11 protein-coding genes are annotated in these 12958 nt (G+C 68.8%); 5 read left to right on the forward strand and 6 right to left on the reverse strand.

The annotated features are described in order from the left end of the window. Nucleotides 1-68: 68 nt before the first annotated feature. The 5 genes from gluQRS to BN948_RS10935 all read right to left on the reverse strand — a co-directional run bounded on the left by gluQRS (nt 69) and on the right by BN948_RS10935 (nt 6012). Entirely contained in the window at nt 69-971 is a 903-nt protein-coding gene (gene gluQRS / locus BN948_RS10915; RefSeq protein WP_009518957.1) for a tRNA glutamyl-Q(34) synthetase GluQRS, read from the reverse strand. Nucleotides 972-1009: 38 nt separating this feature from the next. Further along, complete coding sequence (locus BN948_RS10920) at nt 1010-1489, reverse strand: hypothetical protein (protein WP_009518958.1); 480 nt, start codon at nt 1487-1489, stop codon at nt 1010-1012. Then, nucleotides 1479-3716 (reverse strand): hypothetical protein, encoded by a 2238-nt coding sequence (locus BN948_RS10925; RefSeq protein ID WP_035621637.1) that lies wholly within the window; start codon nt 3714-3716, stop codon nt 1479-1481. The genes BN948_RS10920 and BN948_RS10925 overlap by 11 nt, the downstream gene beginning before the upstream one ends. A gap of 149 nt (nt 3717-3865) precedes the next feature. Then, the gene (locus BN948_RS10930; RefSeq protein ID WP_035621640.1) at nt 3866-4957 is read right to left on the reverse strand and encodes an NAD(P)/FAD-dependent oxidoreductase; all 1092 of its coding nucleotides are present in this window, start codon (nt 4955-4957) and stop codon (nt 3866-3868) included. Between the two features lie 104 nt (nt 4958-5061). Continuing rightward, entirely contained in the window at nt 5062-6012 is a 951-nt protein-coding gene (locus BN948_RS10935; protein WP_035621674.1) for a LysR family transcriptional regulator, read from the reverse strand. Between the two features lie 127 nt (nt 6013-6139). Between BN948_RS10935 and BN948_RS10940 the strand changes: the two genes are divergently transcribed. From BN948_RS10940 to dnaE, 5 genes are read left to right on the forward strand one after another with little or no spacing between them, the layout of a single operon-like run. Then, nucleotides 6140-6841, forward strand: a complete 702-nt coding sequence (locus tag BN948_RS10940; protein ID WP_009518962.1) for a pirin family protein — start codon at nt 6140-6142, stop codon at nt 6839-6841. 36 nt (nt 6842-6877) lie between these two features. Next, nucleotides 6878-7285, forward strand: coding sequence for a DoxX family protein (locus BN948_RS10945; RefSeq protein WP_009518963.1), 408 nt, complete (start codon nt 6878-6880; stop codon nt 7283-7285). 32 nt (nt 7286-7317) lie between these two features. Next, entirely contained in the window at nt 7318-7872 is a 555-nt protein-coding gene (locus BN948_RS10950; protein WP_009518964.1) for a flavodoxin family protein, read from the forward strand. 35 nt (nt 7873-7907) lie between these two features. Then, nucleotides 7908-8603 carry a DUF599 domain-containing protein gene (locus BN948_RS10955; protein WP_009518965.1) on the forward strand — a complete coding sequence of 232 codons (696 nt, stop codon included), beginning with the start codon at nt 7908-7910 and terminating at the stop codon, nt 8601-8603. A gap of 46 nt (nt 8604-8649) precedes the next feature. Continuing rightward, nucleotides 8650-12219, forward strand: coding sequence for a DNA polymerase III subunit alpha (gene dnaE, locus BN948_RS10960; RefSeq protein WP_009518966.1), 3570 nt, complete (start codon nt 8650-8652; stop codon nt 12217-12219). Between the two features lie 61 nt (nt 12220-12280). On the opposite strand, the gene tolA is transcribed toward dnaE, so the two are convergent. Further along, nucleotides 12281-12958, reverse strand: a 678-nt coding sequence (gene tolA / locus BN948_RS10965; protein ID WP_035621643.1) for a cell envelope integrity protein TolA, incomplete at its 5' end; no start/stop codon positions are given.

Below are 12958 nucleotides of genomic sequence, written 5' to 3' on the forward strand. Positions count from 1 at the left end.
GCGGCTGTGTGCGCTGCGCGCGCGCAAACAATCCTCATCGAACGTTCACTACCGGTGCTGTGGTGGGCTCAGGGTCGGGGTGCACGCGCGGTGAGCGCGGCCCAGTCCGCCGTCCAATCGCGCAGGACCGCATCGACGGCGCCCACCGTGCCCGCGCGCGCCGGCAGCCCCAGCACCCGCGCCGCCGCGTTCAGCGCCGCCAGCGGATCGCTCAGGTCCAGCGCTTGCGCGCCGTTCTGTTTGCTCAGCTTCTCGCCGTTGTCGCCCAGCACCAGCGGCGTGTGCCGGTAGAGGGGCGTGGGCAGGCCGAGCGCGCGCTGCAGCAGGATCTGACGCGGCGTGTTGTCGGCGAGGTCCTCGCCGCGCACCACGTGCGTGATGCCCTGCGCCGCGTCGTCCACCACCACGGCGAGCTGATAGGCCCACAGGCCGTCGGCGCGGCGCAGGATGAAGTCGCCCACGTCGCGGGCCACGTCCTGCGACTGGGGGCCCAGGCGGCTGTCGGTCCAGTCCACCCGCGCCGCGTCGGGCACCCGCAGGCGCCAGGCGCGCGGCGAGCGGCCCTGCAGCCCGCCGTTCTCGGGCCGGCAGGTGCCGGGGTACACGGCCGCGTGGTGGCGCTCGCGCGGCGCGCCGCTGGCCAGCAAGGCGCGTTCGATGTCCTGGCGCGAGCAGGCGCAGGGGTAGGCGGCGCCCTGGGCGATGAGGCGGTCCAGCGCCGCCTGGTACAGCGTGTCGCGCTGCGATTGCCACACCACGGGTTCGTCGCTCACCAGCCCGCAGGCGGCGAGCTGGTCGAGGATGAGCCGGTCGGCCCCGGGGATGCAGCGCGGGGTGTCCACGTCTTCGATGCGCACGAGCCAGGTGCCGCCGTGGGCGCGGGCGTCGAGCCAACTGGCCAGCGCGGCCACCAGCGAGCCGGCGTGCAGCGGGCCGGTGGGCGAGGGGGCAAAGCGTCCGCGGTAGGGCATGGGGTGGTGTCGCGAGGGGGGCGCGTGCAAGGGGTGCGTCAGGCGAAGCCCAGGTGCATGGCCCTTGCCTGTGGCCAGGCCACCTCCCGCAGCGGCTGCGCCGGCGCGGACTCCGTGTCGCGCGTGCGGAGTCGGCAGACACCGAGCCCGTCGCGGTGCAGGCGCAGCGTGCGCGCCACGGTGTCGGCCCGCAGCTCGCCGAACGGGATCTGCGAGACCAGCATGGCCTCGCCCCGGGCGGCGTGCCACCACAGGGTCAGGGCGTCGCCATCGGGCGAGTCGCGCCATTCAACGGACCAGCCCGGGTCGCGCCACGGCGGCAGCTCGCCCGCCTCGACCGGCAGGGACGGGAACAGGGTGAGGGTCTCGATGGCCCCGAACCTGTCGAGCCAGCGCCATGCCATGGGATGGTGGCGGTCGAGCAGGCCGCTGACCATTGACGACCCGCTGTCGGCGTCGGCGGTGAAGCCGGGTTCGGTGCCGAGCAGGCGGGCCAGTTCGGTGGTTTCAATACTCATGCCGCTTCCTGGCTGCCTTCAACTCGTCGCTGAGTTGCTGGTACTTCTCGCGCGCCGCGACTGGAATGTCGCCGTACTCCTGCAGCGAGTCGACGCGGAACATCGTATTCGCATCCGTCATCACCGCTGTCGCTTCCTCTTTCTGGCCATTGGCGCGCAACTCCAGGCCCTTGGACCACCGCACGAAGAAGGCCACCAGCCGATTCACCGGGCACTCGCGTTCTTCCCGCGAGGGCTCGCCACTGTCTGGCCGTTGCAACTGCGCCCGGACAGCCCCGTGCAGTGCCATGAGTTCGAAGGGCGGAAGTTCCTTTTCCTTGCGGGCCGATCGATTCTCCCGCCACAGCTTCCATTGCTCGGTGAGGGTGGCGTCCATGCGCGTTAGGAGGGCGGTCCGGGCGTTGATGGGCACACGCTGCAATGCGTGGCGCAACAGGGTGAACTGCCGCTCGGTGTCGGCCAGGCGCGTTTCCGTCGGCACCTGGGCCATCAGGGGGAGCCAGCGGAGCAGCAGGTCGGCGATCACGTTCGCGTCTTGCACCTGCGCGATCGCGGCGTCCAGCAGGGCGCGGCAGGCGGGCTCCCAGGTGAGCCATTGGGTGCCCGCGCGGGGCTTGGGAAACTCCCGAAGGAGCCACTTCATGACCGCCACCTGGCGCTGTTCGGCGGTACCGGTCTGGGCGTCTTCCAGGAGGCCGATCACGTACTCGGCGAACGGGCCCGCGGTGTCGACCGCCTGCAGCGGGTAGCGGCCCAGGTAGCTTTGCCAGAGTTCACCGCCTGCGGGGGCCTGGGCGCTGGCCAGGTGCCACAGCTCACCCAGGAATTGCGCGTGCAACGCCGGGTCGGATTTCTGAGGGGGCAAGTGCGGGAGCATGGCTTTGAGCATCGCCGATCGCGGCGCCGGGTCCACGCACTCGGGGAGCTTCTTCAGCACCTGCTGCAATGGTTTCGTTCCGATGGCGCCGGCCCGGGCGCTGCCCAGGTGGTCACTGACCCGTGCCCAGTCTCCGCCGCGCTGGGCCTGCCGCAGCTTGAACTCCACCCAGTGCTCGGCGCTGAGCCAGGCGTCGCCGGGTGGATCACCGGCGACGGGGTGGATCACATCGTGCATCAGCGCTGTCCAGGACAGGCCGATGTCCTCGGGCATTTCCAGTTGCGCACGCAGCCACTCGCGAAACCACTTCTGGGCGCCGTCTCTGGACTTGTTGTCCTTCAACAGCGGGCTGTGGGCGTTGACCGTCACCTTCACCGTCGGCGCGCCGGTCTGGAGGTCGTGGCCGGCTTCGATGCTCAACCAGTCCTTCATGTGCTTTTCTGCCCGCCGGACACGCCACCGCTGGGCATCGGCATTGAGTTGTCGGGCCTTGTCACGCAGGGTTGGCGTATCGGCCCGTTGGGCCACACGATCGGCGAGGTTGCGGATGTCGATCAGCAGGCCTGGAACGTCTTTGTGGCTTTTCTGCATGGCCTGGGCGCTGTGCTCCAGCAGCTCATCCATGAGGTCGGGCAGTTGGTCGAGTGAGGCACTCTCCACGCGCAGCCGCGCGTCTTGCAGTTTCACCCGCAGGCCCTCCAGCGGATGGATGTGGTTGGCGAGCGCCGCAAGGGTGACGCGCACGTCCTCCGGCACGAACCCCCGACTGTTCGGCGTGGCCCATCCGCCCTCGGCCAGCTTCACGATGGCCTCGCCGATCTGTTCGGCGTTCCTGGGGTCGATGCCCTCGGCGAGTTGATCGGCGCGCTCGACGAGGAGGCTGCGCGCCAGTGCCGGGTCCTTCAGCAAGGGCAATGCCGCATTGATCAGTTGGCACGCTTTGCCGGGCGCCACTGCCGCCCAGGCCAGGCAGACGGTGAGCAGGTTCTTCTCGTCTGCCCGCAGGAGTGTGCGCGTGGTGGGCGTCCAGGGTGTCTTCGCCATGTCGATGCAGCACGACTCGTCGGCCAGCGCAGGGCTGTGGGCAGCAAGATAGCCAGGCTGGCTGGCGATGCGTTCTGCCTGAACTTGTGTGAGGCCCCATTGCACGAGGTCGGCAATGACGGGGCCCTTTCGACTGGGCAGGTGCAGCGATTCGGCCGGGTTGATGCCGATGGAGCCCAGGAACTGGTTGAATTTTCCTGGCTTGGTGGCCGTGGCACCTGAGGTGTCGCCGCCGCCCGGGTTGAGGGGCGTCGAGATCGACTTGGTTCTGCTGCTTCTGGTGGAGTCTTTGCCGAAGGGATGCATGGTGCCGGGATCGGGGGCGCGTGGGCCGGTCGCGGAGCGTGAACGGTCCCGGTGGCCAGGGCGGGACGCACGCTTGGTGCCACCCTGGGTGGGCCAATTCCTTTGCAAACCCTCATCGGCCGGCGCCGCCGCGGGCCGCAGGCCGCGCCTCAGGCCAGCGCCAGCGCCAGCTCCAGCCCCGAGACGAAGGCGTCTTCCACCCGGTGACCCAGGCACCAGTCGCCGCACAGACCGATGCCCAGCGCGGCGTCGAGCAGGTGGCTTTGGCCCAGCGGCGTTTGCGTCTGCGCGTAGCGCCAGCGCTGCACCTCGGCAAAGGGCGGCGTGGCGCGGATGCCGGTGATCTCGGCGAAACCCTTGAGCAGCTTGGCCTTCACGCGCTCGGCGTCGTCTTCCAGGTGTTTGGTGGACCAGGCCGGGCTGGCCTGGACCGTCCAGCGCTCGATGGGCTCGCGCGCGGGCTTGCTCGATTCGCGCGCGAGCCAACTGATGCGGTGGTGCGTGCTGCGCGCCGCGCTCCACTGCGGGCCCAGGTGGTACAGGCCGGGCTGCATGGCCTGAGGGAAGGCGACCATGAGCGTCCAGCACGGCGCCACGTGCACGGGGGCAAGCGCCTGGCGCAGCTCGGGCGCCAGGCCTGAGGCGAGCAGCAGCGCATGCGCCTGCGGGTGCGGAATGGCGAGCACCACGCGGTCGAAGCCACCGAGCACGCGCTGGCCGCCGTCGGCGTCGGCCGTGCGCAGTTGCCATTGCTCGGGGTGCAGGGCGTCGCGTTCGATGTGCGAGACCGGCGTGTCCAGCAGCGCCTGCGCACCCGGCATGCCGTTCGCTTCGGGCTTGAGCAGCGGCTGCGCCCACAGCGCGACCAGGGCGTTCATGCCCGGCGCGGCCACGAAGTGCGGTTCTGTGGGAGGCGGAGCACTGGCCAGCACGTGGCCGAACTCGTCGAGCACGCGCACGGTGCTGGCGCTCCAGGCGCGCACGGCGCGGGTGGCGGTGGCGCGCAGCGCCAGCTCGAAGCGCGCATCGCGCACGGTGAAGTACTGCACGCCGGGGTCGAAGCCGCCGAACTCGGTGCGCCGCGTGGCCATGCGCCCACCGACGGTGGAGGCCGCGTCGATCAGCGTGACGCGGTGGCCGGCCTGCAGCAGCGTGCGCGCGGCGGTGACGCCCGCCATGCCCGCGCCCACCACGGCGACATGCAAGGGAGCGCGCGAAGATGGAGCGGGGCGTGAAGTCATTCGGCGAATGTAGCAGCGCTCCAGGGGTGCCGCGGAACCGGCTTTGCCGGGCCGCAGGCGCCGCCCCCTTGAGGGGGTCGCGCGCAGCGCGGCGGGGGTGCTTCCTAAGTCTGGTGGTGGTTTGCGAGCAGTGCTTCGCGCGTGCCGGCGTGCTTGAGGTGGTCCAGCCACCAGTGCAGCGCGCGCGCGTTGTTCACCGAGGGCCGCGTCTGCCGCCAGGCGTAGGCCACGCGAAAGCTGCGCTCGCCCTGCTGCACGGGCTTGACGACCAGCCGCCCGGCGTTGATGTAAGGCTGGGCCAGCGGCGTGGGCAGAAAGCCCGCGCCCAGGCCACGCAGTTGCGCCTCCAGCTTGTGCTGCATGGTGGGCACGGTCAGCACGTCCTGGCCGGGCAGCAGGTTGTGGCTCACGCCGCGCCCGCGTTGGGTGCTGTCGGCCACGGCCACGGCGCGGTGCTGGCGCATGTGTTCTTCGGTCAGGGTGCCTTCCAGGCGCGCCAGCGGGTGGTGCGGCGCCACGGCGTAGACGAAGCCCGCGGTGCCCAGCGGCGCGGCATGCAGGCCCGGGCCCACCGAGTCGGCCGCCACGCCCAGTGCCAGGTCGGCCAGGCCGTTCTGCAGCGCCTCCAGCGTGCCCGAGAGCGTTTCGGCGCGCAGCCGCAGTCGCGTCGGCGCGCCGGTGGCGTAGAAGGCCTCGCACAGCTCGAACAGCGTGGCGCGCGAGATGAGTGCGTCGGCGGCGATGGTGAACTGCGGCTCCCAGCCGGTGGCCACCCGCTTGACGCGCCGCGCCACGGCGTCGAATTCGTTGAGCAGGAATTCGCCCGCGCGCAGCAACTCCTCGCCGGCCGAGGTGAGCATGGCGCGGCGCGCGCTGCGGTCGAACAGCAGCACGTCCAGTGCGTCCTCGATCTGGCGGATGCGGTAGGTGAGGGCGCTGGGGACCATGCCCAACTCGCGCGACGCGGCGGCCATGCTGCCCAGCCGCGCCACGGCCTCCACCAGGGCGAGGTTCTCGGCGGACAGGGCGCTGCGGGCGGAGATGGGAGGAGGCATCAGGGGGTGTTTGTATTCAAAGAATTTGAATGATGCCATCAAAACCCTGCGGCCCGCGAGAGGGTCGCCGTCCCCAGAATTCAGCCCATGCCAGCCCCGCTGGCCCCACGCAGAAAGGACGACCGCCATGATGCAGATCCGCCGCTCCGACGCCCGAGGCTACGCCGACCACGGCTGGCTCAAGAGCTACCACTCCTTCTCCTTCGCCGACTACTTCGACCCCGCCTGGATGGGCTGGGGCAACCTGCGCGTGATCAACGAAGACCGCATCGCCCCGGGCACCGGCTTCGGCACGCACGGCCACCGCGACATGGAAATCATCAGCTACGTGCTGCAAGGCAACCTGGCGCACAAGGACAGCATGGGCAACGTCAAGGGCATCCCGCCCGGCGACGTGCAGCGCATGAGTGCGGGCACGGGCGTGCGCCACAGCGAGTTCAATCACGCGCCCAACGACACCACGCACTTCCTGCAGATCTGGATCGAGCCGAACCAGCGCGGCATCCCGCCGAGCTACGAGCAGAAAGGCTTCGCCGATGCCGAGAAGCGCGGCCAGTTGCGCCTGGTGGCTTCACCCGATGGCCAGGACGGCTCCGTCACCATCCACGCCGACGCCGCCATGTACGCCGGCCTGTTCAACGGCGCCGAATCGGCGCAGATCGCGCTGGACCCGCAACGCAAGGCCTACGTGCACCTGGTGCGCGGCGAGCTCGAGGTCAATGGCGAGCGCCTGTCTGGTGGCGACGCGGCCGTGCTGGACGGTGAAACCTCGCTTACCCTCGCGAAGGGCACCGACGCCGAAGTGCTGGTGTTCGACCTCGCTCATTGATTTCCCCCCTGTTCCCTCAACCCTGGAGAAATTTCCATGACCGCACTGCAAAACCCCCTCGCCCTGCTGGCCCGCCTGCTGATGGCCCTGCTGTTCCTGCCCGCCGGCATTTCCAAGATCGGCGGTTTCGCGGGCACGGCCGGCTACATCGGCTCGGTGGGGCTGCCCATGCCAGAGGTGGGGGCGGCCATCGCGATCCTGGTGGAGGTCGGCGCGTCGATCCTGTTGATCATTGGCCTGTTCACCCGCCCGGCCGCGCTGGTGCTGGCGATCTTCACGCTCGTGGCCTCGTTCTTCTTCCACGCCTTCTGGTCCATGCCGGCCGAGGCGCAGATGATGCAGTCGCTCATGTTCTACAAGAACATCGCCATCGTCGGCGGCCTGCTGGCCATCGCGGCCCACGGCGCCGGAGCATTCAGCATGGACGCCAAGCGCGGCAACTGATCCTTCCTACCGCCTCCTGAGCGAACCATTCCATGACCAAAGTAGTTGTCGTCTATCACTCCGGCTACGGCCACACCCAGCGCATGGCGCAGTCGGTGGCCGACGGCGCGGGGGCCGAGCTCATCGCCATCGACGCCGATGGCAACCTGCCCGAAGGCGGTTGGGACACCCTGGACGCGGCCGACGCCATCGTCTTCGGCTCGCCCACCTACATGGGCAGCGTGAGCTGGCAGTTCAAGAAGTTCGCCGATGCCTCCAGCAAGGCCTGGTTCGCGCAGAAGTGGAAGGACAAACTGGCCGCCGGCTTCACCAACAGCGCCGGCATGAACGGCGACAAGCAGGCCACGCTCAACACCCTGTTCACCCTGGCCATGCAGCACGGCATGATCTGGGTGAGCCAGGGCCTGATGCCCGCCAACACCAAGGGGGCGCAGCGCAACGACGTGAACTACCTCGTGTCGTACAGCGGCGCCATCGCGCAAAGCCCCTCGGACGCGGGCGCGAACGACATGCTGCCGGGCGACCTGGAGACGGCGCGCCTGTTCGGTGAGCGGGTGGCGGCGATTGCCGCGCGGTTCAAGGCTTGAGCGCCGGTCTTCATGAGGCGTAGCATCGCGCCCTCATGAAGATCATCAGCATCCTCCCCTGGGCAGACTGGCTCGCGCTGGTCTGCTTTTTTTCCATCTGGATCGGCTACGCCTTCTTCGCGAAAGCCTGGGCCAAGACCCGGCCTTCGCTGCTGCGCACCACCAACCGCTACCGCCGCTACTGGATGGAGCAGGCCATCGCGCGCGACCCGCGCATGCTCGACGGCATCATCACGCAGAACCTGTCGACCACGCCGGCCTTCTTCTCCTCCACTTCGATCCTGATCGTCGGTGCCCTGTTCGCGCTGCTGGGCACCACCGACAAGGCCACGGAGCTGATGAGCGAGATCCCCTTCGCTCAGGCGACCACGCTGATCGTCTTCGAGTTCAAGATCCTGGTGCTGGTGGCGATCTTCGTGTACTCGTTCTTCCGCTTTTCCTGGTCCATGCGGCAGTACACCTTCGTGGCCCTGGTGATCGGCTCCATGCCGCCGCCGGAGGACTTCGCCTCCGGCCAGTTCGAACGCGTGGCTTACGTGGACCGGGCGGCGTCGCTGGTGGCCTCGGCCGCGGAAACGATGAACGATGGCTTGCGCGCTTACTACTTTTCGTTTGCTCTGCTGGGCTGGTTCGTCTCGCCGCTGGCCATGGTGATCGCCACCGCCGTGGTGGCGGCCATCCTCTACAGCCGGGAGTTCCGCTCCGAGGTGCTGCACATCCTCAAGGACTGATCGGGCACTGAAAGGGGGACAGAAGGCCCCTTCTAGAATCGGGTGCATGTTCGTTCACCTGCGCCTGCACACCGAGTTTTCCATCGTCGACGGCACCAACCGCATCGACGACGTCGTGGCCGCTGCGGCCGCCGACGGCCAGCCCGCGCTGGCCATCACCGACCTCAACAACCTCTTCGGCGCCGTCAAGTTCTACCGGGCCGGGCGCGACGCCGGCGTCAAGCCCATCATCGGCGCCGAGGTGCTGCTGCAGGGCTTCACCGACGAGACCCCGAACGCCATGCCCGGCGCCCACCAGCCACCGCTGCCGCGCGTGTTGCTGCTGGTGCAGGACAAGCAGGGCTACCTCAACCTCAGCGAGCTGCTGGCGCGCGCCTGGACGCGCAACGTGGTGCGCGACCAGGCCGTGCTCAAGCGCGAGTGGCTGGAGGAACTCAGCGCGGGCCTGATCCTGCTGGCTGGCGCGCAGGCTGGCCCGGTGGGGCAGGCGCTGCTGGCCGGCGACGCGCAGCGCGCCAGCGACAACGCCCTGACGTTGGCGGCGATGTTCCCGCACCGCTTCTACATCGAGCTGCAACGCGCCGGCCGCGCCGATGACGAGCGCCACGTGGTGGCCGCCGCGCAACTGGCCGCACGCCTGCGCCTGCCGGTGGTGGCCACGCACCCGGTGCAGTTCCTGGGGCCCGACGACTACGAGTCGCACGAGGCGCGCGTGTGCATTGCCGAGGGCGAGATCCTGGCCAACAACCGGCGCGTGCGCCGATTCACGCGCGAGCAGTGGTTCAAGCCCGCGGCCGACATGGCCGCGCTGTTCGCCGATCTGCCATCCGCCGTGGCCAACACGGCCGAGATCGCGAAACGCTGCAACCTCACGCTGGTGCTGGGCAAACCGCAGTTGCCCAACTTTCCCACGCCGCTCATCGATGGCGTGCCCATGCCGATGGAGGATTTCTTCCGCCAGTCCTCCTTCGAGGGGCTGGAAGAACGTCTGGCGCACCTCTACCCCGACGCCGCCGAGCGCGACAAGCAGCGCCCGCGCTACGTGGAGCGCCTGGAGTTCGAGATCGGCACCATCCTCAAGATGGGCTTCCCGGGCTACTTCCTGATCGTGGGTGACTTCATCAACTGGGCCAAGAACAACGGCTGCCCGGTGGGACCGGGCCGCGGCTCGGGCGCGGGCTCGCTGGTCGCCTATGCGTTGAAGATCACCGACCTCGACCCGCTGCAATACAACCTGCTGTTCGAGCGCTTCCTGAACCCGGAGCGGGTGTCCATGCCCGACTTCGACATCGACTTCTGCCAGGGCAACCGAGACCGGGTCATCGACTACGTCAAGCAGAAGTACGGCAAGGACGCGGTGAGCCAGATCGCCACCTTCGGCACCATGGCCGCGCGCGCCGCCATTCGCGACGTGGGCCGCGTGCTCGACCTGTCCTACGGCTTCTGCGACGGCATCTCCAAGCTGGTGCCCAACAAGCCCGGCATGAGCGTGACGCTGCAGTACCCGCCCGTGCCCAAGAAAGAGGGCGACAAGAACAACTACGCGCTGGAGATGGAGCCGGTGCTGGCTGAGCGCGTGCGCCAGGAAGAGGACGTCAAGACGCTGATCGAGCTGGCGCAGAAGCTGGAAGGCATGGCGCGCAACGTGGGCATGCACGCCGGTGGCGTGCTCATCGCGCCGGGCAAGCTCACCGACTTCTGCCCGTTGTACGCGCAGCCGGGCAGCGAATCGGCCGTGAGCCAGTACGACAAGGACGACGTGGAGGCCATCGGCCTGGTGAAGTTCGACTTCCTGGGCCTGGCCACGCTCACCATCCTGGAGATCGCGCGCGAGTTCATCGTCAAGCGCCACAAGGGGCAGGAGAACTTTCGCTTCGAGGACGTGCGGCTGGACGACCCCAAGGTTTACGCCTTGTTCTCGCGCGGCCAGACGGAAGCGGTGTTCCAGTTTGAAAGCCGCGGCATGCAGGGCATGCTGCGCGACGCCAAGCCCACGCGCCTGGAGGACCTGATCGCCCTGAACGCGCTTTACCGCCCGGGCCCGATGGACCTGATCCCCAGCTTCGTGGCGCGCAAGCACGGGCGCGAGGTGGTGGAGTACCCGCACCCGGCCGTGGCCGACATGCTCAGCGAGACCTACGGAATCATGGTCTACCAGGAGCAGGTGATGCAGACGGCGCAGATCCTGGGCGGCTACTCGCTCGGTGGCGCCGACCTGCTGCGCCGCGCCATGGGCAAGAAGAAGGCCGAGGAGATGGCCGAGCACCGCGAGAAATTCCGCGCCGGTGCGCTCAAGACGCACAACATCCCGCAGGACAAGGCCGACGAGGTCTTCGACCTGATGGAGAAGTTCGCGGGCTACGGCTTCAACAAGTCGCACGCGGCCGCGTACTCGCTGCTGGCGTACCACACGGGTTGGCTCAAGGTCCATTACACGGCCGAGTTCTTCTGCGCGAACATGACCGTGGAGATGGACGACACCGACAAGCTCAAGGTGTTGTTCGAGGACGCGCAGAAGATGGGCCTGGCCTTCGAGCCGCCCGATGTGAACCGTGGTGTCTACCGCTTCGAGCCGGTGACGGACAAGCTCATCCGCTACGGCCTGGGCGCTATCAAGGGCACGGGCCAGCAGGCGATCGAGGCGATCGTGGCCGCGCGCGAGGGCCGGGGCGAAGGCCCGAATGGCCAGGAGACGGGCCCGTTCAAGAGCCTGTTCGACTTTTGCCTGCGCGTGGACCGCACGCGCATCAACAAGCGCACGGTGGAAGCGCTCATCAAGGCCGGGGCGTTCGACGCCTTGCATCTGAACCGCGCCGAGTTGCTGGCGACGCTGGACATTGCCTTCGAGTACGCGGCCACCACGCAGGCCAACGCCAACCAGGGCGGCCTGTTCGACATGCTGGGCGGTGACGACCATGGCTCCAGCACGCAGGAGCCCGACCTGGTGGCGACCATGCCCTGGGGCGTGAAGGAAAAACTCACGCTCGAGAAGAGTGCCATCGGCTTCTACTTCTCGGGCCACCTGTTCGACGAGGTGGAGCGCGAGGTGCGCCGCTTCGCGCGCACGCGCCTGGTGGACGTGGTGGACAGCCGCGACCCGGTGATCCTGGCGGGCATCGTGACCGACTTCCGCGTCATCAACGGCCAGCGCGGCAAGCTCGCGCTGTTCAAGATCGACGACAAGACCGGCGTGCTGGAGACCAGCGCGGACGAGAACCTGATCAACGCGCACCGCGCGCTGCTGAAGGACGACGAGCTGATCGTGGTGCAGGCGGTGGCGCAGCCGGACCGCTTCTCGGGTGGCCTGCGGCTGAAGATTCAGCAGGTGTGGGACTTGGCCAGCGCGCGCTGCCGCTTCGGCAAGTACCTGCGCGTGGCGGTCAACGGGCACGCGCCGTCGGTGGCGCAACTGGTGCGCGAATTCCCGCCGAAGCGCGAGATGAGCGATCAGGGCGAGTTCGTGCGCGGCCTGCCGGTGCGCCTGGCGCTGCAGCGCGACGGGGCGCGCTGTGAACTGCAACTGGACGACCGGGCGCTGTTTTTCCCCACCGACGCGGCGCTGGCCAGCTGGACGGCGCAGGCGCACGAGCAGCGGGCGGAGATCGTGTTCGATTGACGGGAGGCGGCGGCGTGCTCGCCGCCGCTTCGTCTGGCGCGCACGTCGATGCGCGGCGCGATCAATCCAGCGGCCGAAGGCCGATCACGAGCGATGGGGGCACGCGGCCATCGACGTCGCGCGGCAGCGTAGCGGTGCGGTCGATGGCGCGCAGCACGGCCTCATCCCAGGCGGCGTTGCCGCTGCTCTTGACGAGCTTGTGGCCGGTGATGGTGCCGTCAGGGGCAACGCGCACCTCGACCTCGGCGCGCGGGTTGCCCGGCGCGGATTCGGTGAACACCACATTGGGCTTGATGCGCGCGGCCACCTTGCCGGCGTAGCTGGCCGAGGGGCCACTGGACTGCTGGGCCGCGCCCGTGCTCTGCGGCGAGCCGCTGGCGCCGGCCTGGCCCATCATGCGATCGAGCTGTTCCTTGCGCAGTTGTGCCTGCAGCTCGGCCTGGCGCTTTTCCTGCGCGGCCTTGCGTTGGGCCTCGCGCTTTTCCTCGGCGAGTTTCTCCTGGCGTTCGGCCTCGGCGCGCTTCTTCTCGGCCGCGGCCTTCTCCGCCGCGGCTTTCTTCTCGGCTGCCGCTTTCTCGGCCGCGGCCTTTTCCGCTGCCAGTTTTTTCTCTGCCGCCAGCCGCTCGGCGCGTTCGCGTTCCTGCTTCTCTTTTTCCTTGGCCTTTTGCGTGGCGATGTCGGCCTGCTGTTGCGCGGGGGCGGGCGCAGGGGGAGGCGGTGGTGCCGGACGCGGTGCGGG

Source organism: Hydrogenophaga intermedia (assembly GCF_000723405.1).
In the GTDB taxonomy this organism is placed as follows: Bacteria; Pseudomonadota; Gammaproteobacteria; order Burkholderiales; family Burkholderiaceae_C; genus Hydrogenophaga; species Hydrogenophaga intermedia.